Here is a 25,696-nt window from a genome sequence, read left to right as displayed (position 1 = left end):
GGAAAGATAAAAGGATGGAGTGATATTGATGAACAATGACGCATTTATAAAAAGAGGAAACGGAAAACTGACTGTATCTTATGGGGAATCATTGCTTATAAATATCAATCCTGACAAAAACTCCTTTGATAAAACAATCGATGATAATGCATTGTTAAAAAAGAGAAGAGATAATAACTTTTTAATATTGCTGTTAAACAACTTCGTAAATCAATGTTATAGGTACAGAGTACTTATTGAAGAAGGCTACTTCTTTATTCTGTGTGATAAAGACGGTTATGTGATTGAAATTATAGCTAATGCCCAATTAAATGAAGATTTCAAAAAGCTGCAATTTAAAGAAGGCATAAGCCTAAGGCTTGAAGACAGTGGCACAAATGCAGTCAACATAGCCATGGAATACAAAAGCCTTGCACAGTTATACGGAAAAGACCATTATTGCGACTTGTTTAAGAACTGGTATTGTACTGCAATGCCTATTACAGATCATTATAGCAAAGAAATAGTAGCATATCTTGATGTTTCGCGCATAAAGATTCCCAGCATAAAAGAGCAGAGCATTACTCTAAAAAACATAGCAATTTACCTTGAAAAATGCATATCGTATAGAAGCGAGAAGATGTCTGCCATAGAAGAAGAGATCGATGATACTGATAAGCATATCCTGTCATCATTGGTCCGAAACGGTGTAAGGAAAGCAGTAATGGACGATGTAGGCATATCTGACAGAGCATTGAGAAACCATCTAAATAAATTAGGCATACTATTTGATGCAGACAATGACATAAAAATAATTATGACAGCCATAAACATAGGCATTATAGACACACATGGCAATATATTATAAGGTGATGTTCCGAAAAACGGCACCTACTTCATAAAAAAATGTGCCGAATTTCGGAACTGCCCAAAAGATGGAATGGGGTTTATAATATAGTTAAACAGATGAATGGCCATTCGATGTTTAATAAAAATGTAGTTAGTATACTGTTTTAATACCGAGATAGTATTACTAACTATAAAAGGGAGATGTTTAGAAATGAAAAGATTCTTGGTTTCACTTCTACTGTGCTTGGCATTAGTTTTTTCGATGGCTATTGGTTTTGCAGCTTTGACACATGATATTAATGCAAGCAACAAAAATACGGGCTTCTATTACAATATTAGAGGCGATCAGATAGAAATTCAATCTGAATTTAGCGATTATAATATTGATCAAAATAGCCAAGTAATAAATGGATCAATAGAAGGAGTAAATTTTTCGGTCGATAAATACAAATCTGAAGAAGATGTCGATTATTTTAAAGGTAAAGCTCAATATGGAGATCAAACTTTAGATATAAATATTGTTAAAAATAATTACGGTTTAAGTGGAATAGTTTTTAACAATAAAAAAGATGTTATTAAAGCCTTTATAATATCAGATAAGCAAAAATTAAATGAAATTAAGGAAGATATTAAAAATGTAAATTTATCAATTCAAAACAACGAGAAATCTAATGGCGATTTAGATTTAGATAAAGAAACAATTATTACGCCAAATACTTATTATCAGGATAAGCAGCTTCATATTTTTAAAAGTGCTTTAGATATACCATTTATTTTAAGTGGTGGCACTGTAGAAGGTACTTTATATTATACTGTTATTAGCAATGCACCTGATGGTATGAGATTTTAATTGATAGGCTTTATGGATATATAGATTGGGCTTCAGGTTTTGACGGTATTACGATAGCTAACGAAAATGAACCTTATGGTATTTTTTGGGGTACACCTGATTGCCCAAGCCGAAATATACAAACATGGTATATTAGCCAAGGGGCTTATGAAAGTGGAAATTATTATTTAGAGGCAACTGTTAGCTATACACTTTTAGTTAAAAATGTTCCTGTATTATTTTGGGATACTGATCAAGAATTAATTCAATAAATACAAAAGATATGAATCCCTTACATTTTTATTAAAATAATGTAGGGATTCATATCTATGCTATTTTTGTTTCTTTCAATTAATTGTTTAGAATTTTATCGGGTGGTGATAGAGTGAATTTTGTGGCAATATTAGTTATGTTACAAGGGACATTGTATATATTAGACTCAATTACAAGGATACTTGAAGGAGCAAACTTTAAAATTGGCAGTAATATCATATTAAGTACAAATTTTTATTTTATTGGTATCATATTTGGAGCTATATTTATTATATCTTCAATTGGGTTATTAAAGAAAAGAAAATATGGATATTTTTTAGCATTATCTCTTTATGCAATATTGATTATTTATTATTTAATGGCTATAGTATATTTAATTATTAACCAGCAGTATTTTTTGGCATTTTATTGTATTGTCGTAATGGTTGTTTTTTATATGATTATTAATTATGTCAGGAAGAATAAATCGGAGTTTACTAAATAATTATATATTTTTTAATACTCTAAAATTGCATTAATTTTAGCGAAATATGCAACAATGAACAATGACGGTCTATACAGTTTAAATAGACTAATTTAGGTATTGTGAGGAGTTGTTATAATTGGGATTAGGTATAATGATAGACATTAAAACTATCATACCGGTGATAGTTTTAATATATGGATGGTTAATTTTTTATATGTGGAGAAAGAGACAACGCAGTATTGGATATATATTATGTCTTTCGGTATTTTTTATATATTTACTCTCTGTAGCTCATTATACATTATTTCCTATTCGATTATTCCAATACAATGACTTAATTAAAGAAGGAGTTGATTGGAAAAATGGTTTAAACTTTATTCCATTTCGTGAATTGAAATATTCTTATTTGCTTTCAATACAAGGATGGGGGAATGTGCTAATTACTATTCCATTTGGGTTTGGATTGCCTTTTATAATAAATGTTAATCTGAAATCAATTATATGGAAAGGAATCTTATTTTCTATTTCAATAGAATTTTTGCAGTTTTTGGAGAACATATTTTATTTATCTGGTTATATCGTGAGAAGTGTTGATATAAATGATGTTATACTGAATGCCTTAGGAGTATTATTAGGTTACTGTTTATTTTGTATACTTTCTTGGCTTTATATTAAAAGCATGCCGTCAAACGAAAAGGTGGAAGGAGTGTGGGATCATATTCATAAAGTTTTAATAAGAGAGAATTCTAGAAGTATATAATATTTGCCTTTACACGATATAATTTGGATAAAATGATTAAAGAGAGGAGTTGGTGTGAGGATGAAATTTGTTTTTCTTAAACGTATTTTGTTTGTTGCTATTTTTGCTGTTGTATGTACAGGATCCATCGCTTATGCCGTACAAGATGATACAAAACCTATAAGCCAAGAAACTGTCGCTCAAGCAGGATTTTCTCAAGAATTGGACAATGGTATGATCATTTATAAAGATTCAGGTGGAGGTACAGTAATACATTTTCCTTATGTTCCGAAAATCAAGATAAACGGGCAAGAGATAAAATTTATTCAGGAGTCATTTACTTTAATAGACGGAATTACATTAGTACCGGTGCGTGAGTTTTTTGAAAAATTAGGTGCAACAGTGAATTGGTATAGTGGTAGTCAAACAATAATAGTAAAAAAAGACAATATGACTGTAGAGTTGACAATAGGGTCCAAGGCAGTAAAAATAAATGAAAAGATCAGTGAACTTCCAGCAAAGGTGAGATTAGTCAATAACTGTACATATATTCCTTTGAGGTTTATAAGTGAAGCATTTGAAGATATAGTCAATTATAAAGATGGCATTATAACAATAAATACTACTCAAGATAATGTGTATATGCTAATATAAAAGTAAGCCAAAAAGTGGTTCTGTGCTAACGAAAAAGTGATTCACTATTCAAAAAAAACCTGTAAAATTTATTTTTTTTTATATAAATGATAGATTATGTTAAACAAAAGAGTTGTTGGGATGATGCGGATTTTCAAACATGGAGATTGATTCTTAAGAGGGTATTAAGCAGTCCTGCGAAGAACCTGGAAGAACTCAAGAAATATGAGTTAAATCAGGACATAGAGTTAAATTTAAAGGAATAAATAGTAAATTGGTCACTCAATTGGCAAAATCAATAATCTGCAGTGTCTTTCTAAAATACGGAAAATTACAGAAAGGATATGATGGCAAGTGTCATATGATAAAAAAATGAATGTACTAAATATATATATAAAAGATTTGTTTAAAAAAATTGGAATTATTAAGATACTGCTTTATTGCATGGTCATGTTATTGTACTATTCACTATTTTCCTTACAGCCTTATTTTTTGCCACGGATATATGAATCCACAGTTGAAGGTAAATATAAACTAAATTATATATATTTATTGTTGACATTTGTAACCTTTATGTCAACGTCGATGATGAACTATCCAAATAATTATTTCCTACAGTGCATCAGAAAATATACGAAACAATTAATATGGGAACGGAATAAAGAGAAGAATTATTCATATTTTATTAATAAAGAAGTTGGGAATATACAAAATTTAATATCAGAAATATCGCGCTCAGTACGTAATATACAGTATGAAATCATACAAGTTATCATAAAATCTTTTGTAATGATCATTATTTACACGGTTTTATTATATAGTTACAGCACAATTTTATCTGTTTCGTATGCTGTGTCTTATTTAATATTTTTTCTTATGTCATGCTTACTGTCAAAAGAGAATAAAAAGGGCATAAAAGAAGTATTAAGGTCAAGTTCAAAAATTAACGCGTATACAATAGATTATTATAAAAATATAGATACTATTATTACAAATAAATCTTTTGGTCTAGAAAATTCGATTTATGATAAATTGCTTGATGATGAAAAAGCATCATATTATAATCTTCAAAAGAAAATTGATAATTCACATCTATTACAACAGGTCATTTTGACAGTGATAACTCTTATGCTGTTAATTATGAAAGCATATTTCAAAAAAAATTCTGTGGCTGATATATCGTTTCTTTTAATACTAATTTACTCAGCTTTTAATCTGAGTAGCTTTGGAAAAGCATTCTTGTCGTTACTTGAATACAAGGATAGAATCAAAGTCGCTTTAGAAATGTTAGAGTATGGGAAAAGTGACAAAACAAGTTTTCGTAATTTTAAAGAAATATCAGATGATAAAGCACCTTGTATTCAATTGGTAAATCTGTCTTTTTCTTATAATGATAAACCTGTTATTAAAAATATTAACCTAAGCATTAACAATAAAGATAAGATTGCAATTATAGGAAAGAATGGTTCTGGAAAATCAACATTGCTTAAATTAATAGCAGGTCTTTTGACTAATTACCAAGGAGAAATAATCTGGAATAAGAAAAGTAATCTAGATTTTAACGAAATACGTTATTATTCTCAGTCTGCTAATCTCTTTGACCGTTCAATCTATGAAAATATGATTTATCCAAAGGAAAGTTATCCTATAGAAGAAGTAAAAAAATTAGTTAAAAAATTAAATTTGAATTCTTTGGTAACTAATGAGGAGGATTTATTAAATAAAACACCGGGAGATTTCGGGGCAAAGTTTTCCGGAGGAGAAAAGCAGAAAATATTAATAGCAAGAGCTATTGTTAATAAGGCACCAATTGTTTTATTTGATGAAATAACAGCATCTTTAGATAAACAAACTGACACGCTCTTCGCCCAAATATTGGATGAGTACTTTGAAGATAGCATTGTAATTTGTGCAACACATAAAAAAGTTGGTATTGAGACATTTAATAAGGTGTATGATCTGGATGCTAAATAAATGTGCTGTATTTTTCTACTTTTTTTACTTATACTTTGACAATAATACAGAAGCTGAGAAGATAGCAATAATTGGGAAAGATCTGCGATGCAACATGATTTTCACGAAACTTTAAGTTCTTCCGAATATATCGTAAAGAATTCAATAAATGTAGGAAAAACTATAACAATAGATAATGTTAAATTCACACTTTTCTCTTATAGCATACCAAAAGTTAAATTTAAATTTGCTGGATATGCTATTTTAAAAAAGGGAATATACAATAAATATAAAATTGAATCATTTGGGTATGGGACAAATCTTAATAATGATTGTATTATCAAAATTGAGAAAGAGAATCATTTGATTTTATATGGTATAAATTACAGAGGGGAAATAGCCAAAATTGTTGGCAAATATGATAATCGAAATTATGAGGTCAATATCAATAGAGGTGATGAATTTTATTTAAAAGATTTTAAGCTAAACGAGATGATTGAGAATACTAATTCGATATCTATGAATTGGACATTATATGATAATAACTTGAATGATATTACAAATCAAATTAATAGAGAATACAATGAGGAGGTATTAAAACACTATGGAAAGTAAGAAAATTACTAATACTTTTATGTTAATAATAATTGTTTTATTGTTGGTATTAGTTTTGGGCAATCGAACAAGTAGCGTACAATATGTCCCCAATAATAATGGATATGCAAGTCACAATATTGCCATAGTAAATATTGGTAATAATCGTATATTAATAATGGATCCTGATATAAATTCGGGCTCTTTTGGCAAGGTAATGGTATTAGAATATGATGAAAAAAATTTAAAATTTAAAGTAATGCAGGAAGAAGATTTAAGAAACGAATTTAGAGGTTTTTTAGGTTTATCAAAAAGATAAAGCAAAAAAGAATTGATTATGTCCAGTTTAATATAAAATTTCTATTTATTAATAAAATTGTTAATTAAAGATATAAATTATCGGGTGGCGATAGAGTGAATGTTGTGGCAATATTAGTTATGTTACAAGGGGCCTTGTATATATTAGACTCAATTATAAGGATGTTTGAAGGAGCAAACTTTAAAATTGGCAGTAATGTCATACTAAGCACAAATTTTTATTTTATTGGTATTATATTTGGAGCTATATTTATTATATCTTCAATTGGGCTATTAAAGAAAAGGAAATATGGATATTTTTTAGCATTATATCTTTATGCAATATTGATTATTTACTATTTAATGGCTATAGCATATTTAATTATAAATCAGCAGTATTTTTTGGCATTTTACTGTATTGCTGTAATGGTTGTTTTTTATATGATTATTAATTATGTCAGGAAGAATAAATCGGAGTTTACTAAATAATTATATATTTTTTAATACTCTAAAATTGCAATAATTTTAGCAAAATATGTGACAATGAACAATGACGTATCTATACAGTTTAAATAGACTAATTTAGGTATTGTGAGGAGTTGTTGTAATTGGGATTAGGTATAATGATAGACATTAAAACTATCATGCCGGTGATAGTTTTAATATATGGATGGCTAATTTTTTATATGTGGAGAAAGAAACAACGCAGTATTGGATATATATTATGTCTTTCGATATTTTTCATATATTTGCTCTCTGTAGCTCACTATACTTTATTTCCCATTCGATTGTTCCAACACAATGACTTGATTAAAGATGGAGTTGATTGGAAAAATGGTTTAAACTTTATTCCGTTTCGTGAATTGACATATTTTTATCTTAATTCAGTACAAGGATGGGGAAATGTACTAATTACCATTCCTTTTGGTTTTGTACTGCCGTTTATAAGTAATGTCGATCTGAAATCAGTTATTTGGAAAGGGTTCTTATTTTCTATTTCGATAGAGCTTTTACAGTTTTTAGAAAACATATTTTATTTATCTGGTTATGTTGCCAGAAGGGTTGATATTAACGATGTAATACTGAATGCCTTAGGAGTATTATTAGGTTACTGTTTATTTTGTATACTTTCTTGGCTTTATATTAAAAGCATACCGCCAAATGAAAAGGTGAAAGGAGTGTGGGATCATATTCATAAAGTTTTAATAAGAGAGAATTCTAGAAGTATATAATATTTGCCTTTACATGGGCTGGTTTGGATAATGTGATTAAAGAGGAGTTGGTGTGAGAATGAAATTTGTTTTTCTTAAACGTATTTTGTTTGTTGCTATTTTTGCTGTTGTATGTACAGGCTCCATCGCTTATGCCATACAAGATGATGGAAAATCTGTAACCAAAGAAACTGTCCTTCCAGCAGGATATTCTCAAGAAATGGACAATGGCATAATCATTTATAAAGATTCAGGTGGAGGCACTGTAATACATTTTCCTTATGTTCCGAAAATCAAGATAAACGGGCAAGAGATAAAATTTACTAAGGAGCCATTTACTTTAATAGACGGCATTACATTAGTACCGGCCCGTGAATTTTTTGAAAAATTAGGTGCAACAGTGAATTGGCATAATGGCAGTCAAACAATAACAGTAGAAAAAGGCAGTACGACTGTAGAGTTGACAATAGGGTCAAAGGTAGCAAAAATAAATGATAAGATCAATGAACTTCCGGTGAAGGTGAGATTAGTCGATAATTGCACATATATTCCACTAAGGTTTATAAGTGAAGCGTTTGGATATAAAGTCGATTTTAAGGATGGTATTATAACAGTAGATGCTGTTCAAGGTAATTAAATATAGTGTATATCTATAATAGGCTGTTGACAAATGTAACTTACAAAATAAGGACAGAAAATAATCTATCCTTATTTTTTTGTCTTGCAATTGAAGAAAAATTAAGAGCTAAAAATGCTTTTTCGTTCCTAAAAATGATATTTTCGTTCTCAAATTGACAATATTCAAGTGAATTTTTATATACTGAAATTGATAAAAAATTTTATAAAAAACTGTAACGAAATCCAGTGTAAGTTGTTTTATATTTATGAAAGGAAAAAATTAGTGAGGTGATAGTGTGTTTAAAAAATTCTTGTCTATTTTTGTGCTGATAATAATAATTATGACATCACTTTCAACCACTAGTTTTGCGGATGACGGCATTTCGAGTGACGCCCATTGGTATTAAAAGAATAAAAATTATGCTTAATGATTTACGGAAAGATAAAAGTATGGAGTGATATTGATGAACAATGACGCATTTATAAAAAGAGGAAATGGTAAGCTGACTGTGTCTTATGGGGAATCATTGCTTTTAAATATCAATCCTGACAAAAACTCATTTGATAGAACAATCGATGATGATGCATTGTTAAAAAAGAAAAGAGATAATAACTTTTTAATATTACTGTTAAACAACTTTTTAAAACAATGCTATAGGTATAAAGTGCTTATTGAAGAAGGCTATTTCTTTATTCTATGTGATAAAGACGGTTATGTGATTGAAATTATAGCTAATGACCAATTAAATGAAGATTTCAAAAAACTGCAATTTAGAGAAGGCATAAGTTTAAGGCTTGAAGACAGTGGAACAAATGCAGTCGACATAGCCATGGAATACAAAAGCCTTGCACAGTTATACGGAAAAGACCATTATTGCGATTTGTTTAAGAACTGGTATTGCACTGCAATGCCTATTACAGATCATTATAGCAAAGAAATAGTTGCATACCTTGATATATCCCGCATAAAGATTCCCAGCATAAAAGAGCAGAGCTTTACTCTAAAAAACATAGCAATTTACCTTGAAAAATGTATATCGTATAGATGTGAAAATATGTCTTTCGTAGAAGAAGAGATCAATGACACTGATAAACTTATCCTATCATCATTAGTCCGAAATGGTGTAAGGAAAGCAGTAATGGACGAAGTAGGCATATCTGACAGAGCATTGAGAAATCATCTAAATAAATTAGGCATATTATTTGATGCAGACAATGATATAAAAATAATAATGGCAGCCATAAACATAGGCATCATAGACACACATGGCAATATATTATAGTAATGATGTGCCGGAATTCGGCACCTAATTTATAAAAAATGTGCCGAATTTCGGAACTTCCCAAATGTTGGGCTTGGAGTTATAATGTAGTCAAACAGATGAATGGCCATTCGATGTTTAATAAAAATGTAGTTAGTATGCTGTTTTGGTACCGAGATAGTGTTACTAACTAAAAGGTTTCGGTAGTATTCAGGAGATAATTCAAAAATTAAAGAAAATTTAATCTATGAAATTAATTAAAGTTTTTCAGTATCACCGAGGATACCGGCTTCGGCGGAAGGCCTAACAGCAACATAGGCAAAAATTTGTTGAAAAAGCTTCTCAGGTCTTGATTCAAAATTTTCACCCTGTAAAGCCAAATCAACAAATTTCTGTATAATACCAGGGTGGCGTGGTGGAAGCTTCTGATTTTTAGCAAGTTTTTTACGTGGTTTACGTTTAAAAGGATGGAGAGAAACCTGTCGGTCTTTTTCAATATCAGGATCCTCAAGCCAAAACCTGTTAATCAAGTCATAATGAGTGCCAACACCAGGAATATTATCAGGGGATACGCCAATCATGTAACACAAAAGATCATCATGATGAAGCATGTAAACCCATTTAGTAATACTGTGGCACTTAAGCATAGACATAAGCACAAAAGACCGAAAAACTTTAGGCTGGTTTTTGGTTGGAGAACCAGTATTAGAGTAATAAGGTTACAACACAGGTTCAAGAACATCAAGATCTAAATTATAGAGTTTAGATAAAGCTTCAGAAAATTGAAGAACACGATTTTTATCTGAAGCATAAATGGGTCGAATATTTTCAACAAGGAAAGACTGATAATCAGAATGCGAACGCCATGCGCCCAACATAAAATCACCTCAATAACAAGTAGTATGCTAAAAACACCATCCATTTCGGTTATTGGGGCGATTTAAAAAAGTCAAGATAGAATGCAACCATATATGTTAAATGAAGGGAAAAACAAAGAAAAAATTCTCACAATGTAAATAAAGATGTAAATGAATTGGAAATCGAAAAATGATTTCAGAACGAAATTTTGGGGGATAAATTTAAAATATGTTTCCTGAAATTCAGTTATATCAGGCAACAGAAGTTGCCGAGAATACTCAATAATATAAAGGGAGATGTTGGTAAATGTTTCAAAAAATTATTTCATTTCTTTTGGTTTTAGCACTTCTTTCGGTTTTAAGTTTGAGTTCTGTTTTTGCTTCTACAGCTATTTCAAAAGATTTGACATCAAATTACGAATCACTTCAGAAGAGTATTTTGAACAAGAATTTCGATGTGTCTAAAATGACTGTTGCTGAACGCAAATATTACGATTCCGTTGTTCAAGCAGCGTTAATTAAAAGCGGTGGAAAATCTTTTAATACTACCGAAAACATTAAAATTGTAGAAGATATATTGGCAGATAAAGACAATCAAAATGAACCGGAAAGAACAATATCTGGTTATGTAACTACTTCTGGATATTCCATGGCTACTTCCGGAAGTTCCATTCACCACATAATAAGTGTTGGAACGGCAGGTGCAATTTTTAATGCTGTAATTTGGGTGGTGCTATCGTTTTATGGAGGAGGGAGCGTAGAAGCTTGTATTCGTACGCTAATTGCAAAATATGGTTATAATGAAGCCAGAAGCATTATTGAACAGCAAGTTGTAAGTAAAATTGTAAATACACTAATTAGGTGGGGAATGGAAAAAAGTTTGGTGTTGTCACTGACTTATAATATAACAACCACTATTATTCAAGCTGCTATAGACCCCGGAGATGCAATAGCTAATTATATCGATTCTCGTGATGCTGCACCTAATAATGGATGGATTGATGTGGCATATTAATAATGAAAATGGTGAAGAACAATGCTAAATCATAAGATGTTGAAGTATAAGATTTTTCTAACATTGTATACTGTTTTACTTATAACGCTATTTTTTGCAAGCTTTAAGTATAAAATTCCAAATTCTATTTTGATTTCAGTCATTTGCTTGTCAGTATATGTAGCTTTTCATAATGAAACAGTGGGTATTAGTGCTTCCAGTGCTTTTAATCTTTTGAGATATAAAATGAATAAGAGGATGTTTAATGTAATCCAGTTAATCCTTATGTTTAGTATCGGTATTTCAGTGTTTGGACTGGAATCCTATTTGAAAGAAACGAGAATATGCTCATTCCCATACTTTCAAATGATTATGTTGCTGGTAATGGAGAAATTAGTAGCTGATACGGTTTTTGCTTTTTTTGTTAAACAGCCCCCTAAAAATTGATTGTTGGTGAGTAGCCTGCCCTTAATGTTGCAAAATAAAAGGCAAGCAGTATAAAGGGTGGGCTATTTTTGATATTAGCAACAAATAATAATTTCGTTTAATAAAAAAGTAATAATAAACTAAATTAGTGAATATAAACATTGATTAAGGTGTCAAAAGTATTTTTCATCCATGATAAACTAAAAATATGGTAAAATAGAAATATAAACAAAAAGAAATAGAAGGAGCGATACGTAGCCATGGCATTCAAATCAAACGAATATCAACAAATCACAATGGATGATAGATTCTTAAACTTGGATGAAAGAACAAGAAAGTTTGTTTTAAACTCATGGGCAAAAGGCTTTGCTGAAATCATATTTCCAGCAATCAATGAAAAACGCTTTTCCGTATTGTACAGTGACAATCCCGCTTCTCGTCCAAACAGTCCTGTAAACGCAATAATCGGAGCCCTAATACTAAAAGAAATGTTTAATCTTACAGATGATGAACTATTAGCAAGCATCTTATGTGATGTTCGTTTCCAATACGCTCTTCACACTACAAGCTTCAAAAGTCAACCTTTCAGTGATAGGACTTTTAGCCGTTTTCGTGAAAGGCTATATCTTTACAATCTAGAAACAGGAAGAGACCTTCTTCATGAAGAAATGGAAGCCATGGCAAACGTATTTGTAAAATACTTTGATATAAATCCATCAGTAAAAAGAATGGACAGCATCATGGTATCATCCAGTTGCAAAAAAATGTCCAGATTAGAAATACTATACACATGCGTAGCAAATATGGTCAAGGCAGTATACAAAACAGGAGAATATCAACACCTCAAAAACATGGAACACTACCTAGATGAAGACGACAGAAACAAAACAATCTATCATAGAAAAAACGAAGAAATAACAAAAAGACTTCAAGAAATAATTGAAGATGCCTATACACTAATAAAAGAATTAGGAGAAGCATACGCTGAATTACCAGAATATCAGCTATTACAGCGTGTACTAAAAGAACAAACAGAAATAACAGAAGAAGGCAAGATAGTACCAGTAGAAAAAGAAAAAATAAGCCCTGATAGTCTTCAAAACCCAAGCGACCCAGATGCAACATATCGCAAAAAAGCAGGAAAAGACCATAAAGGCTATGTAGCTAACATAGTAGAAACAATAGACGAAAAAGGCTCCATAATAACCAGCTATGACTATGATGTAAACACACACAGCGATAGCAGCTTTTGCAAAGAAACAATAGAAAAGCTAGGGAAACAAGAAAAAGAAATAACAATAATAGCAGATGGAGCTTACAGCAGCATTGAAAACATAGAACTTGCAGATAAAAACAATATCGAACTAATAACAACAGCTCTTATAGGGAAATTGCCAGATGAAATACAAAGCGAATTTGAATTAGATGAAACGACCCATGAAATAATCAAATGCCCAAGAGGAGAAAAACCATACAAAACAAGATACTATGAAAAAACAGGATTATATAGAGCATCCTTCAATAAAAAAACATGTGAACATTGTCCACTAAGAGAAAAATGTGGAGCGAAGCTACAAAAGAAATCGGCATATGTACTGATAACAGCAAAAACAATACAAAGAGCAAGCTATTTGAAAAAGATGTCAACAGAAGAATACAGTGTACTTCAAAAGATAAGAAATGGAGTGGAGGGTATTCCATCAATACTAAGGCGCAAATATTATGTAGATGTGATACCTGTAAGGGGATTAGTGCGCTCAAAAATCTGGTTTTCATTCAAAATAGGAGCCATAAATGCAAAAAAATACTGAAAATGGCAGCGGAGATGGCTGCAACTTTGTATAAAAATATAAAAATCAGATTTACTTTTACAAAATCAGGTAAAAATCAGGCAAAGTTATCATTAGTAGCTTAAAAAAATGCTTCTTATGACACTCAAATCAAAATTAATAGCTAAAAATATGAATATTACTGTAAGTACATGCAAAGAAGTTTGCATAAATATTAATGATGTTAATTATAATGCTGAGGCACAACAGAAAGGCTATAACTGTGTCGGCTTTACAAAATACTAATTAAATTCTGCGTATAGAGAAGCATTACAATATTTTATATAGAGTAATCTCCTAATATTGAAGAAAAGGAATTTAAAATATAGCAATATAAACTTTGTAATAGGATCAAATTATATTTATTTAGCATAATAAGTTAGTGTGATCTTAAATTTTAATAAGGTAATCCATTATGATTTATGCTTTATGTTAAAAAATGGGTGATGGTTTACATACTAATATTTTTCTTTTAACGGTGAACTAAATTTTAATAATATATTAACTTAAAATTAAAGAGGAGTGTGTAGTAATTGAATAATACTCATAAGTTGGAAGGCTTAGTTATTCCATGCATTACACCATTTACTGATGATTTGAGTAAAGTTGATTTTGAAAAGTTTGATAAATTGGTGGATTATTTGATAGAAGAACAATGCGCAGATGCAATAATTCCAATTGGAACAACTGGGGAATCGACATCATTATCACATCTTGAAAAGGAGTTAGTTATAGAAAGAGCAGTAAAACGAGCTAATAAAAGAGTACCTATTTTTGTTGGTGCTGGAGGTGCAAACTTGGATGAAACAATAAGTTTGACTAAATATGCTGAAAATATTGGAGCCGATGGTCTGTTAATAGTTGTTCCATATTATATTAGACCAGATCAGGAAGGTATTTATCAATTTTTTAAGGCGGTAGCCCAACATACAAATTTACCAATCATGATTTATAATATACCATCTAGGACAGCAGTTAATATGAGTATTGATACAATTATTAAGGTAGCAAATATTGACAATGTAATTGGTATAAAAGATTGTTTTAACGACATTACAAATACTTCCGAGATGATAAGGATATGTCGGAATGAATTAAAAAAAGAATTTTCTATCTTGACAGGTGAAGATACTAATATATTTATAAACCTATGCCTGGGAGGAAATGGTGCAGTTGCTGCAACAGGTCATGTTGTTGGTAAAAAAATAAAAGAGATGATAAATAAATATAAAGCTGGAGATATAATAGGTGCAAGAAAAATTCAATTTGACATATGTACACTTCAAAAGAGTATGTTTAAAGCTCCTAATCCTGCACCAATCAAAGCAGCATTGGATATATTAGGTCTAAATTTAGGAGGTAAAGTAAGATTGCCCTTAGTAGATATAAATGATGACATTAAAGAACTTATAAAGTCAGAGTTGCGTAAATTTTATGATTTTTAATACATGAGGAAATTGTATAATTCAAAAATCGAATGCAATTGAACAACATATAGTGTTATAACTATAAATAAACGACAATATGTTGATATATTTTGATAAGAAAGTTAATTATGAAATTCGATCACATAAATAGCTTATGGCAATAAATGTGCAAAGCTTACAGATAAAATTATTAATAAATAATGGCATTCTATTTTTAATAAAACTTAATTTAACTCGTGTGATAGATTATAAAATAAGAGAAATATACTAGAAAAATCCAGTATATTATGCTTCTTATCATTGAATCTTGAGTTACAACAAACAATGATTTAAAAATTATTATATGCTGGATTTAAATAATATTATTTTATGAAAGTTATCGAAAATTTGAAAAACTATAGACCATAATATATATATAATATAATGATACCAGAAAACTAGACAGACAAAAAGTCAAAAATAAGTTAGAATATAGTTATGAATAAGAGAAGAAATTTTACACCAGAACAAAAAGCAAAAATTGTATTAGAGGTATTGCGAGAAGAAAAAACGCTTAATGAAATCGCTGCTGAATATGAAATACATCCGAATATGATTAGTCGCTGGAAAGCAGAATTTGTCAATAATGCAGCAAAGGTATTTAGCAAAGAAACCGACGAGTTAGAAAAGGTCAAAAAATCATATGAAAAGGAGAAGGAGGAATTGTTGAAACAAATAGGGCAACTCTCTTATGAGAATGCCTGGCTTAAAAAAAAATCTGGCCAATTCTAAATCTCGTGAGGAACGCATGAAAATGATTGATAGGGGTGATAAAAAGCTTAGTATTAGCAGACAGGCTGAGCTCTTAAGCATTAATCGCACAAGTCTTTATTACAAGCCTGTGCCAACAAGCGATGAGGAATACACGATTAAGCGTATCATTGATGAGGTCTATACAGCCCATCCCGAATATGGCTATCGTAGAATGACAACTATACTAATGAGGGATTATGGAATCATTAAACCGTAAAAGGACTCGCCGTTACATGCGGGAGATGAGCATACACGGATTTTGCCCTGGACCAAATCTTAGTAAGAGACTGCATAGCAAATACCTATATCCATACTTATTAAAAGGACTAAACATTGATCATCCTAATCAAGGTGGGAGAAGCTTTACCTAGAAGACTGTGAAACCGGGCATCAGCTAAGAAAAATAACACAAGAATATATTGAATACTACAACAACAGGAGACCACATCAGTCATTAGGGAATAGAACACCTGCTGAATATTACTACGGAAAATCTAATATTCTTGTACAAGCTGGCTAAATCTGTAGCATTTATCACATGTTCCCTGTGATGAACTTCTCATTCCATGTCTTGGTGCATCAGTGGTTACTATGATATGTTTATAGCTGTTTAACATGGTATGCATCTATTGTAATAAGGCTATAGACTCGAACAACTTCAGTTTATGTATCTAACTTACATTTTATATAAAATTATCTAAATAAAGGAGGTAAGAAAATCTAACTTAGATTTTTAAAAAAATTGTCTTGACAGATGGGGGCATTATAATACACCTAAGGTTTATAAGTGAAGCGTTTGGATATAAAGTCGATTATAAAGATGGTGTTATAACAGTAGATGCTGCTCAAGGTAATTAGATATAGTGCATATCTATAATAAGCTGTTGACAAATGTAACTTACAAAATAAGGACAGAAAATAATCTGTCCTTATTTTTTTTATTTTGCAATGAGAGAAAATTAGAAGCTAAAAAATGCTTTTTCGTTCTCTAATCTGCAGATCCAAAATGGGCGTATGTGCTTAAATTTGGCATAAATTGAATTTACGATTTTTATTTTAATGAAAAAATAAAAAATTTATAGAAATCTGTAACAAATTCAATTTTAATGTGTTATATATTTATGAGGAGTAAATTAGTGAGGTGAATAACTTCAAAAATGTGCCGAATTTCGGAACTTCCCAAAAGATGGAATATAGTTTATAATGTAGTCAAACAGATGAATGGCCATTCGATGTTTAATAAAAATGTAGTTAGTATGCTGTTTTGGTACCGAGATAGTGTTACTAACTATAAAAGGGAGATGTTTAGAAATGTTAAAAAAGGTTGTTTCATTGGTTCTTGTTGTAGCGCTTCTTTCAGTTTCATCATTCAGTTTTGCCTTTGCAGCAAATAATTCAGATAATAATAAAATAATCGTTAAAATTTCTGATTCAGAAACAGGTCATGTTTGGAAATGGGAAATCCCAGAATCAGAAATTAAACTAACTACATCAAAGATTGACAATTCAAAAATATCAGCTTTTAGTTCTAGTTTAAATAATATGAATGGGGAAATAGTACAAAAATCAGCAAATATACATTTAGGAAAATATTTGAATCAGACGCTTTCTAGTATAATTGATGGATCTACTACAAAAAATGATGATATTATTTTAACCACTGGATTATCATATTCAGCAAATGCGTTAAACAATACTGTTTCTATATATGCTGTATTTGGTTCTACTACACCTCAAGGTATGTACTATGCAGGAAATAGAGTAGTATATTGGCGCAATCCTGGAGCAGGGCTAGGTGGTAAGTTTTATCCTACTTCTGATTCATGGCATTATTCAACAGATTCGACCCCGGGAGCTTATAGATCTGATGTACCACCATATTCAATATTAGACTGTAGAATTTACGTTTATGGTATGACAGCATACAGGGATGTGAGCGTTGAATTTGACCTTACTAATCCTTAGAAGTATATAGTTGTCAAAGTTTCAAACTAAAAAACTATGTCCAATATTTATAAAAAATATCACAACTTGAAGATTTAGCTATAACAAACGTCCGCAATGTAATAAGGAAATTACTCAGGTATTAATGTTTTAATGAATTAAAAGTCATATGAAGAAAGCCGATAATACAAGAATTTACTATATACTAAATATTATGTAGATTCAGTGAGATAAAAAATGTTGACAATTAGTTAAGAGAAACAATTCCATAAACTATGAGGAGTAAAAATTCTGGTATAAAATGTCAACAGAAAATAAAAATTTAGCAAAGAAAAATAAAGGATTGCTAAACTAAAAGTAGGAAAATATGAATTACTTGGTATAAAAATATTTAAAATATGAAGTTCACACTTAACCTATGAAGCATATATTATGGATTATTTACTCCTCGTAGCTGCATTTTATATCTTAAATATTGCCAGCGATAATAATATATAATATAAATTTATCTAAATAATTAAAAGGGGGATTTAAAGTATGCAAAGAAGAGTGTCACATGAAGGAGTTTTTGCTCTAATAGCTTTGCTGAGTTTAGTATACATGAGATATTATGAGAAAACATTATATTATAAAACTATAAATCGATTTTTTGATATAATGTATGAATATATTTCAATTCCTTTTTTTTATTTTTTTACGGCGGCTTTTATTACTATACTACTTATTTATTTATTTAAAATTAACTTACCTAAAAGAATAGTGCAAATACTTAATTATCCTATCATATTTGCTTTCATAATATATGCTATATTTATATTTTTGAATATAACAGGAATTTTGTCCATTCATTTTATTTTTCTAAAGCCCATGTATTCAATTTTATTTGCTGCTTTAGGAGTTTTATTTGCTTTTACTAAAGTGTAGCACCAGCATTTCCGAAAAAAGCGATGCTATGTTATTAATTACAAAACAATTTCATTTGCTGTATATAATTATGGAGGTTAAGTATGTATAAATATTTCAGAACAATGATAGTTTTGATATTGTTAATATTTATGTTTACGAGATGCTCAAGACGTATTTTATCAACTAAACCTCTATAAGAGATTCAGATAAAAATTTTATTAATAACAATAATATTAAGCCATTAGAAATTTAGAAAATAGTACTGTTATTTTATTTGAAAGTGAAGCAAAAAAGGGATTTTACGTAATAGGAGATGATTGTTATGCCTACACCAAATGTATCTTTCAGGAGTTCTTGATATTTTACGTTTCTCCGCATAAATCTTACTAATCCTTTTACAAGGCCCTTTTCATGGCATTGACCTCTATTACAGTATATACTTTCAAAAGCATAATAGGTTTTTAATGCTTTGAAATCTGTTTGTTCATCACTTACGTATTTTCCCAGCTATCTTTTAAAGCTGTTTTGAGATTGTCGTATATCAGCCTTTTTGGCATTCTGCCCAAAAAACTCAAATTCCTTTATATGACCGTCTAAAAAAGCATCTTTTCTTTTCATCGGATATGCTATTACAAATGGAGCACAACTAGCAGATAGTCTAGCACAGAATAGATGGGCTTTTATTTCTTTCCTGTTTATTTTAAAAACTACTTGTCCCAAATCTACCTGCATTGCTTTTTCGTAATCAACTCTGGACTATATGCTTCTTTTTCTTGTTTTTGATTTCACGTACTAGTTGTCTTATGGTAGATTCTCCTCCTTTAAAGTCATATTCTTCTATCTGATATACTGATATTGGTCCACATCAATCATTCCTTTCAACATCCTGTATCATATTTTTTCCAATTCTATAATACAGTGTCTATGTTACACTAAAAGTACCCCAGTATTTCAGTTGAAAAATCCCCCACTTTAAGATAAAATTTCTCTCATGTAATAAAATACATGAGGGAGTGATGGAGTTGATTTCTTTGAAAGACAAACAGGAAATAATATTATCATATATAAGAGATGGTAAATCTCAAAGACAGATATCTAGAGAAACTGGTATTGATAGAAAAGTTATTAGAAAATATATTAAAAAATATGAAGAAAAGAGAAGGGACTTGATAAATGAATGGAAAATAGATGTAAATACAGATATTCAAGAGATTATTGATGATATAGTTGAAAAACCTAAGTACAACATTGAAAACAGGCATAAGATAAAGTTAACTGAGGAAGTGATAAATCGCATAAAATTTTATCTTAGAGAAAATGAGCAAAAAAGGTATTTAGGACAGTCCAAACAACAAAAAAAGAAAATTGATATATATAATGCCTTAAGAGAAGAAGGCTATGACATAGGTTATACATCCGTTTGCCAAGCAATAAATAAGATATTAAATGAGCAAAAAGAAGCATATATAAAGGCGGAATATCAACTTGGAGATGTGTGTGAATTCGACTGGGGTGAAGTCAAATTATTTATAAAAAGCGAGTTAAAAACATTTCAGATGGCGGTATTTACAAGTGCCAAAGGCAATTACAGATTTGCAAAACTTTTTCCAAAACAAGATACTTCATGCTTTCAAGAAGCACATGTATCATTCTTTGAAGATATAAAAGGCGTTTATCATACTGTAGTATATGACAATGCAAAAGTTATGGTTAAAAAATTTGTAGGAAGGAGTGAAAAAGAACCAACAAAAGGACTTTTAAAACTATCAATATATTACTGCTTTAAATTTAGATTTTGCAATACATATCGAGGCAATGAAAAAGGACACGTTGAAAGAAGCGTAGAATTTATAAGAAGAAAGGCATTTTCTAATAAAGACTACTTTGACTCATTGGAAGAAGCTAATAACTATCTTTATGAAGTATGTAAAAAGCTGAATAATACAAAAAATCATTTAAAAGACAATAAGTCACCTGCAGAGATACTTGAAGAAGAGAGACCGTATTTGCTGCCGCAATTACCACCATTTGATGCAGCAAGATGTGAAGACTTGCGGGCAGATAAATATTCAACAATAGTTATAGACTCATGTCATTATTCTGTACCGGATGCTTATGTCGGTAAAATCATATTTACAAAAATATATTCGCATAAAATACTTTGCTATTATGACAATGTAAAAATTGCCGAACATGAGCGAATATACGGATTTAACGAATGGTCAATAAAAATAGAGCACTACTTGAATACACTAAAGAAAAAACCTGGGGCCCTGCCTTCAAGCACAGCGCTTAAACAGGCAGACCCAAGGTTGCAAAATATCTACCATACCTATTATACCACCAGGGAGAAAGAATTCATAGATCTCTTGCAATATGTAGGTATAGTAGGTATGCAAAAAATACTTGATGCTATTGAGAAATTGAGAAAAATAGATCCAATTGATATTACAACAGATAAAATAAAAATAATATGCGAAAGAAAGGTTGATGAATATATAGAAAAGACAAAAACAAATAATGAAATAGAAGATAAATCAAAAGAAATGCTGAAAGAATTCGGCAATTTAATACCTAAAGAGGCCGAAAATTTCAAAGAGGAGGCCGTCATTTAAAATGAATAAAAAAGAAATATCAAAAGAAATAGAACAATTTGCAACAAGCTTAAAACTACCAGGGATAAAGAAATATTTTAGAGAAGATACAAAAGATGCTGCAGCAAGAGATATAAGCTATGAAGAATACTTATACGGATTGCTCCAGAAAGAATATGATCTAAGACAGGAACATGCGAAAGAAAATCGTATAAGACTAGCTAATTTTCCATACAAAAAATATCTAGAAGACCTAAAAGTAGAGTATCTACCAGATGATGCGAATAGAAAATTAAAGATATTAAGTTCACTTGAATTTATTAAGAATGGACAAAATGTAATACTTGCAGGAAATCCAGGTACAGGCAAAACACATATAGCAATAGGACTAGGCATAAAAGCTTGTTTGGCAGGATATAGAGTACTATTCACAACAATTCCAACTTTAATAAATCAATTAAAAGAAAGTAGATCAGAAAGAACATTACACACTTTTGAAAACAAATTTGCGAAATACGATCTAGTAATAGCAGACGAACTTGGCTATATCTCTTTTGACAAAGAGGGATCTGAGCTTTTATTTACAAACTTATCATTAAGAGCAGGAAGAAAATCAACGATAATAACAACAAACTTATCATTTGAAAGGTGGGCTGAAATATTTCAAGATCCAGTGATGACAGCAGCGATGGTAGATAGACTAACACATAAAGCCTATTTAGTAAATATGAATGGAAATTCATATAGACTTAAAGAAACGGAGGAATGGATAAAGAGTCAGAATATTGCTTAATTTTTTACACACTAAGTGGAGGAAAATTCGATTGAAATTTGGCGCATCTTTCACTTGACAAATGCATACAGGATTTTTGATTAATGTGAATTACTTTTTTATCATTACTTATGCTTTATTTGGCTCAATTTTATTTTAGTATTTTACAGCTTTTTGTTGACAAATCAAGTTATGCAATTGTTTCTTTATTGTGATAATTAAAGATAGGTGTTGCAACGCAATACCAATCTTAAATAATTCACAATGATGATCTTCTCCGTATATTTCAGATTGCTCTTTCTTTTTCATAACCATACATTTTGCATTTGTATCGCAATCTTCAATTTTTAAGCTGGTAACATCTGAAAAATTAATGTGTTAAAATAGTCTTTCAGTCGATCATCATATGATTCTACTGCAAAAAGTCGAAAAATATAGAATTTCAAAACATTAAGGGGTATAATTAGAATATAATACATTGCAGTAAGGGGTTAAAGATATGTTTAGAGAGAATAAAGATCATTTACAGCAAAAGATGTTTACCAGTTAATTTTGGATGGATGAACGTATACGGTAGAGATTTCGAACAGTTGGACACCACTGTATTTTAAACATGTATTTTGTAAAATTAGTGAGAAACTTTTTGCGACCTTTTATACACAAAACATAGGAACGCCCAATTTTCCAGCTAACATACTTTTGTCTTTGGAGTATATTAAGCATTTTTAACGACTATACTGATGAAAACCTCATTGACCAATTTTATTATAATGCTTAGATTGCTTGTGCACCTGGTATAAAAAATGTTGGTAAAATAAATCTTGGAGTAAGGACACTATACTACTTTAGAAGACATGGGAAAAAGAATCCAAAGAAATCAGGTGAATTTGCGATTGTTATAAATAAAACTTCTGAATACATTGGAAATATTGCTTGGAAAAATAGAAACTGCGAAATAGAAATAATGATAGATGAAGAAAAATATCGCAATAATGGATATGGCACAGAAGCTTTGCAATTATTAATTAATTTTATATTTAATGAATTAAACTTGCATAGAATAGAATTAAGAGATTATGATTTTAAAGAAAGAGTAATAAGGTGTTATAAAAAATGTGGATTTAAAAAGATGGATTATTGAGAGTAATTGTTTATTAACAAAGGAAATACACAAATGAGTATATAATGAGCATAATTGAAGATGATTATATTAAACATTAATTACCAGGGAAATAATAACATATAATAAAGGAGGATAATATGAGAGCATTTTTGGCAGTTAAATTAAGTGATATGGCCGTTAACGAAATTGCAAATTTACAGGAAGAACTTAAAAAATATACTTTAAAGGGAAGATGGACAAAAAAAGATAATTTACATATAACACTCAAATTTTTAGGCGAAATAAATACTGACGATGTAGACAAAATTAAAGATGCAACAGAGGATGTGGCGAAAAGTTTTTCTCCATTTAATATTAGAATAGATAAAATCGGCTGTTTTAAAGGTAAAGAAAGTTATAGAATTTTATGGGTTGGCATTGACAATGATAAAGAGCTGAAAATTCTTCATGATAAAATCGAAGACAATCTATTAAAAATAGGATTTAAAAAAGATGATAGAAATTTTAAGACACATATTACAATAGCGAGAGATATATCGTTAAATATTGATGTGAATAAAATAAATAAAATATTTCAATTGAAATCCGATAGTTTTATGGTATCTAATATTTATTTGATGGAAAGCAAATTAGAGAATAATAAAAGAATTTATACAAACATATTTGATGTCTTACTAAATAAAGTAAAATAATTAAATATATAAAAAGAGATAATTCAAAAAATTATCCCCAAAATTTATGGTGTAACATATAATGTTTTTTGATTTGTATAGATTACAAATCCTGGCTTTGCTCCAGATGGTTTTTTAACATATTTTTTAAACGTATAGTCGACAGGGACATTTGACGAATTCTTTGCCTTGCTGTGTGCGGCAGCCAGTTTTGCTGCCTCAAGTATAGTTGTATATGGTATATTACTATCTTTATTTTTAATTATTACATGTGATCCTGGAATATTTTTAGTGTGTAGCCATATATCATTTGCAGATGCAAATCTTAAAGTAAGATAATCATTTTGTACGTTATTTTTGCCGATGTAAATATCAAAATTATCAGACGATACAACATGGATTGGCTGTGAAACAACCTTTTTTTGCTTTTTATTTTTATCTTTTTTTCTGATATAACCCATATCAGATAGCTCTTCCCTTATTTCATCTATTTCGGTTGGCAATGTACATTGCTCTAAATTTATAAGCTGACCCTCCAAATATTCTATTTCTTCTTTAGTATCGTCGATTTGTTTAGTTAAAATTCTAACAGCATTTTTGGCTTTTGTATATTTTTTTAAAATATCTTTGCGCGTTTTCTGCAGGTGTGTATTTAACATCAAGAGGTATTTGGATTTCCTCTCCTGTATAATAATTTATTGTTTTAAATTCATTAATTTTTTTATCTAGCTTATATAAATTAGCAGTTATAAGTTCTCCATATAATCTATAAATATCAGATTTTTTCTGCATTATTTAGTTCATCCATTTGTTTATCAAGTTTAGTGTATAGTCTTTCAAGATGTACTTCGATCAATTTTTTTAAATCATGCGAACGGGTTTTTATGTTTTCAACATTTGCTTTTTCTTTATAAAATGTCAATGCAGCTTCATTAACATTTTTATGAAATTTTAAATTAATATACTGTTTAAGATCTATACAAGAAAACTCAATAGGATTATTATCGATGTAAGCGGTACAAGGCTTGAAATTATTGCTTGTTATTGTCAACTTAAACTCTGATAAATTAAAATATAAGTTTTCAATTTCATTATTTGTAAGTTCTTCTACATATTTGTCATTTACTTGACTTCTAAAAGTCATTTCCCTCGATAGAACGGGGCTAAATCCTTCAAATAAAGTCAAAATGGCTTTTTCGATTTTCTTACCCTTTAGTAATTTTAATGATTCAAAAAATACATCCTTAGAAATATTAGTTATATTTATTTTATTTTGTGATGGTGGTAAGTCATATTTTAAGCCTGGTAAAATTTCGCGTACTTTACTCATGTCATGGTATACACGCTTAATACTATCAACAATAACTCTACTGTTTTTATCAATCAATACAATATTGCTGTGTCTGCCCATAATTTCTATGACCAATGTTTTTATTACCATGTCTCAAACTCATCACGACTTTCAATATCAATTAAAGCAATTCTATCAAATCGGATCTGATAAATATCTAATAATTTTCCACCTTGGAGATATTTGCGCAATAACATGCAAAACATAGGAGGCACAGTTGGGTTTTCTTTATTTTCATCTGTAAGATATATTCTCGGATAGTTTGCATTACTTGATAAAAGAAGTTTATAATTTTTACCTTTATTTC

General features: G+C 29.9%; 29 protein-coding genes and 1 pseudogene. 22 read left to right on the top strand and 8 right to left on the bottom strand.

The window, feature by feature from the left end; all coding sequences use genetic code 11:
- Positions 1-28 precede the first annotated feature (28 nt).
- From CPG45_RS00130 to CPG45_RS00075, 12 genes are all read left to right on the top strand, one after another.
- The gene (locus CPG45_RS00130) at positions 29-847 is read left to right on the top strand and encodes an AsnC family protein (protein WP_096230081.1); all 819 of its coding nucleotides are present in this window, start codon (positions 29-31) and stop codon (positions 845-847) included.
- Positions 848-1,039: 192 nt separating this feature from the next.
- Positions 1,040-1,678, top strand: coding sequence for a hypothetical protein (locus tag CPG45_RS00125; protein ID WP_096230080.1), 639 nt, complete (start codon positions 1,040-1,042; stop codon positions 1,676-1,678).
- A gap of 364 nt (positions 1,679-2,042) precedes the next feature.
- Positions 2,043-2,414: a hypothetical protein gene (locus tag CPG45_RS00120; RefSeq protein ID WP_096230079.1), complete on the top strand. Its 372-nt coding sequence runs from the start codon at positions 2,043-2,045 to the stop codon at positions 2,412-2,414.
- A 118-nt stretch (positions 2,415-2,532) separates the two neighbouring features.
- Positions 2,533-3,156 (top strand): VanZ family protein, encoded by a 624-nt coding sequence (locus CPG45_RS00115; RefSeq protein ID WP_096230078.1) that lies wholly within the window; start codon positions 2,533-2,535, stop codon positions 3,154-3,156.
- Positions 3,157-3,216: 60 nt separating this feature from the next.
- Complete coding sequence (locus CPG45_RS00110; protein WP_231968894.1) at positions 3,217-3,789, top strand: stalk domain-containing protein; 573 nt, start codon at positions 3,217-3,219, stop codon at positions 3,787-3,789.
- A gap of 333 nt (positions 3,790-4,122) precedes the next feature.
- On the top strand, positions 4,123-5,742 hold the full coding sequence (locus CPG45_RS00105; RefSeq protein ID WP_096230076.1) for an ATP-binding cassette domain-containing protein: 1,620 nt from the start codon (positions 4,123-4,125) through the stop codon (positions 5,740-5,742).
- A gap of 87 nt (positions 5,743-5,829) precedes the next feature.
- Positions 5,830-6,336, top strand: a complete 507-nt coding sequence (locus tag CPG45_RS00100; RefSeq protein ID WP_096230075.1) for a hypothetical protein — start codon at positions 5,830-5,832, stop codon at positions 6,334-6,336.
- Positions 6,326-6,634: a hypothetical protein gene (locus CPG45_RS00095; protein WP_096230074.1), complete on the top strand. Its 309-nt coding sequence runs from the start codon at positions 6,326-6,328 to the stop codon at positions 6,632-6,634. The genes CPG45_RS00100 and CPG45_RS00095 overlap by 11 nt, the downstream gene beginning before the upstream one ends.
- Positions 6,635-6,729: 95 nt before the next feature.
- Positions 6,730-7,101: a hypothetical protein gene (locus CPG45_RS00090; protein ID WP_096230073.1), complete on the top strand. Its 372-nt coding sequence runs from the start codon at positions 6,730-6,732 to the stop codon at positions 7,099-7,101.
- 119 nt (positions 7,102-7,220) lie between these two features.
- On the top strand, positions 7,221-7,844 hold the full coding sequence (locus CPG45_RS00085; RefSeq protein WP_096230072.1) for a VanZ family protein: 624 nt from the start codon (positions 7,221-7,223) through the stop codon (positions 7,842-7,844).
- A 58-nt stretch (positions 7,845-7,902) separates the two neighbouring features.
- Positions 7,903-8,460, top strand: coding sequence for a copper amine oxidase N-terminal domain-containing protein (locus CPG45_RS00080; RefSeq protein WP_231968893.1), 558 nt, complete (start codon positions 7,903-7,905; stop codon positions 8,458-8,460).
- Between the two features lie 445 nt (positions 8,461-8,905).
- The gene (locus CPG45_RS00075) at positions 8,906-9,724 is read left to right on the top strand and encodes an AsnC family protein (protein ID WP_096230070.1); all 819 of its coding nucleotides are present in this window, start codon (positions 8,906-8,908) and stop codon (positions 9,722-9,724) included.
- Between the two features lie 236 nt (positions 9,725-9,960).
- Here CPG45_RS00075 and CPG45_RS17205 read toward each other — a convergent pair whose 3' ends face one another.
- Together CPG45_RS17205 and CPG45_RS17200 are read right to left on the bottom strand one after the other, a co-directional pair.
- Positions 9,961-10,314 (bottom strand): hypothetical protein, encoded by a 354-nt coding sequence (locus CPG45_RS17205; protein ID WP_231968892.1) that lies wholly within the window; start codon positions 10,312-10,314, stop codon positions 9,961-9,963.
- Between the two features lie 108 nt (positions 10,315-10,422).
- Positions 10,423-10,581 (bottom strand): hypothetical protein, encoded by a 159-nt coding sequence (locus tag CPG45_RS17200; protein ID WP_231968888.1) that lies wholly within the window; start codon positions 10,579-10,581, stop codon positions 10,423-10,425.
- Between the two features lie 286 nt (positions 10,582-10,867).
- Between CPG45_RS17200 and CPG45_RS00065 the strand changes: the two genes are divergently transcribed.
- From CPG45_RS00065 to CPG45_RS00045, 5 genes and pseudogenes are all read left to right on the top strand, one after another.
- Positions 10,868-11,575 (top strand): hypothetical protein, encoded by a 708-nt coding sequence (locus CPG45_RS00065; protein WP_096230069.1) that lies wholly within the window; start codon positions 10,868-10,870, stop codon positions 11,573-11,575.
- Between the two features lie 665 nt (positions 11,576-12,240).
- Positions 12,241-13,791, top strand: coding sequence for a transposase (locus CPG45_RS00055; protein WP_231968887.1), 1,551 nt, complete (start codon positions 12,241-12,243; stop codon positions 13,789-13,791).
- A gap of 117 nt (positions 13,792-13,908) precedes the next feature.
- Positions 13,909-14,055, top strand: a complete 147-nt coding sequence (locus CPG45_RS16655) for a hypothetical protein (protein WP_157732296.1) — start codon at positions 13,909-13,911, stop codon at positions 14,053-14,055.
- Between the two features lie 287 nt (positions 14,056-14,342).
- Positions 14,343-15,254, top strand: coding sequence for a 4-hydroxy-tetrahydrodipicolinate synthase (gene dapA / locus CPG45_RS00050; protein ID WP_013296731.1), 912 nt, complete (start codon positions 14,343-14,345; stop codon positions 15,252-15,254).
- A 459-nt stretch (positions 15,255-15,713) separates the two neighbouring features.
- A pseudogene (locus tag CPG45_RS00045) lies at positions 15,714-16,548 on the top strand (IS3 family transposase).
- Here CPG45_RS00045 and CPG45_RS17810 read toward each other — a convergent pair.
- On the bottom strand, positions 16,523-16,645 hold the full coding sequence (locus CPG45_RS17810; protein ID WP_255405189.1) for a hypothetical protein: 123 nt from the start codon (positions 16,643-16,645) through the stop codon (positions 16,523-16,525). The pseudogene CPG45_RS00045 and the gene CPG45_RS17810 sit on opposite strands and share 26 nt — an antisense overlap.
- A gap of 694 nt (positions 16,646-17,339) precedes the next feature.
- Here CPG45_RS17810 and CPG45_RS00040 point away from each other — a divergent pair.
- On the top strand, positions 17,340-17,993 hold the full coding sequence (locus CPG45_RS00040; RefSeq protein WP_096230067.1) for a hypothetical protein: 654 nt from the start codon (positions 17,340-17,342) through the stop codon (positions 17,991-17,993).
- Between the two features lie 1,392 nt (positions 17,994-19,385).
- On the opposite strand, the gene CPG45_RS00030 is transcribed toward CPG45_RS00040, so the two are convergent.
- Positions 19,386-19,598 carry a hypothetical protein gene (locus CPG45_RS00030; protein WP_096230065.1) on the bottom strand — a complete coding sequence of 71 codons (213 nt, stop codon included), beginning with the start codon at positions 19,596-19,598 and terminating at the stop codon, positions 19,386-19,388.
- Between the two features lie 296 nt (positions 19,599-19,894).
- Here CPG45_RS00030 and istA point away from each other — a divergent pair, with 296 nt between their 5' ends.
- The 4 genes from istA (at position 19,895) to thpR (ending at position 24,059) form a co-directional block, all read left to right on the top strand.
- The gene (istA, locus tag CPG45_RS00025) at positions 19,895-21,493 is read left to right on the top strand and encodes an IS21 family transposase (protein WP_096230064.1); all 1,599 of its coding nucleotides are present in this window, start codon (positions 19,895-19,897) and stop codon (positions 21,491-21,493) included.
- Between the two features lies 1 nt (position 21,494).
- Complete coding sequence (gene istB / locus CPG45_RS00020; RefSeq protein ID WP_096230063.1) at positions 21,495-22,265, top strand: IS21-like element helper ATPase IstB; 771 nt, start codon at positions 21,495-21,497, stop codon at positions 22,263-22,265.
- A gap of 757 nt (positions 22,266-23,022) precedes the next feature.
- Positions 23,023-23,385, top strand: coding sequence for a GNAT family N-acetyltransferase (locus CPG45_RS18045; RefSeq protein ID WP_350354090.1), 363 nt, complete (start codon positions 23,023-23,025; stop codon positions 23,383-23,385).
- A 119-nt stretch (positions 23,386-23,504) separates the two neighbouring features.
- Positions 23,505-24,059: an RNA 2',3'-cyclic phosphodiesterase gene (gene thpR / locus CPG45_RS00010; protein ID WP_096230062.1), complete on the top strand. Its 555-nt coding sequence runs from the start codon at positions 23,505-23,507 to the stop codon at positions 24,057-24,059.
- A gap of 44 nt (positions 24,060-24,103) precedes the next feature.
- Here the strand turns inward: thpR and CPG45_RS17190 are convergent, their stop codons facing one another.
- The 4 genes from CPG45_RS17190 to CPG45_RS17795 are packed head-to-tail and all read right to left on the bottom strand — an operon-like array spanning position 24,104 to position 25,640.
- Complete coding sequence (locus tag CPG45_RS17190; RefSeq protein WP_255405102.1) at positions 24,104-24,697, bottom strand: NFACT RNA binding domain-containing protein; 594 nt, start codon at positions 24,695-24,697, stop codon at positions 24,104-24,106.
- A complete protein-coding gene (locus CPG45_RS17805) occupies positions 24,624-24,830 on the bottom strand; it encodes an NFACT family protein (RefSeq protein WP_255405101.1) in 207 nt (68 codons plus the stop codon). The genes CPG45_RS17190 and CPG45_RS17805 overlap by 74 nt, the downstream gene beginning before the upstream one ends.
- Positions 24,814-25,479: an NFACT family protein gene (locus tag CPG45_RS17800; protein ID WP_255405100.1), complete on the bottom strand. Its 666-nt coding sequence runs from the start codon at positions 25,477-25,479 to the stop codon at positions 24,814-24,816. The genes CPG45_RS17805 and CPG45_RS17800 overlap by 17 nt, the downstream gene beginning before the upstream one ends.
- A complete protein-coding gene (locus CPG45_RS17795) occupies positions 25,473-25,640 on the bottom strand; it encodes an NFACT family protein (protein WP_255405186.1) in 168 nt (55 codons plus the stop codon). Before CPG45_RS17795 ends, CPG45_RS17800 begins: the two co-directional genes overlap by 7 nt.
- Positions 25,641-25,696 lie beyond the last annotated feature (56 nt).

It is taken from the genome of Thermoanaerobacterium sp. RBIITD, from assembly GCF_900205865.1.
In the GTDB taxonomy this organism is placed as follows: Bacteria; Bacillota; Thermoanaerobacteria; order Thermoanaerobacterales; family Thermoanaerobacteraceae; genus Thermoanaerobacterium.
Note: the sequence above shows the minus strand (reverse complement) of the source record. Positions and strands in the feature narration are given on the sequence as shown.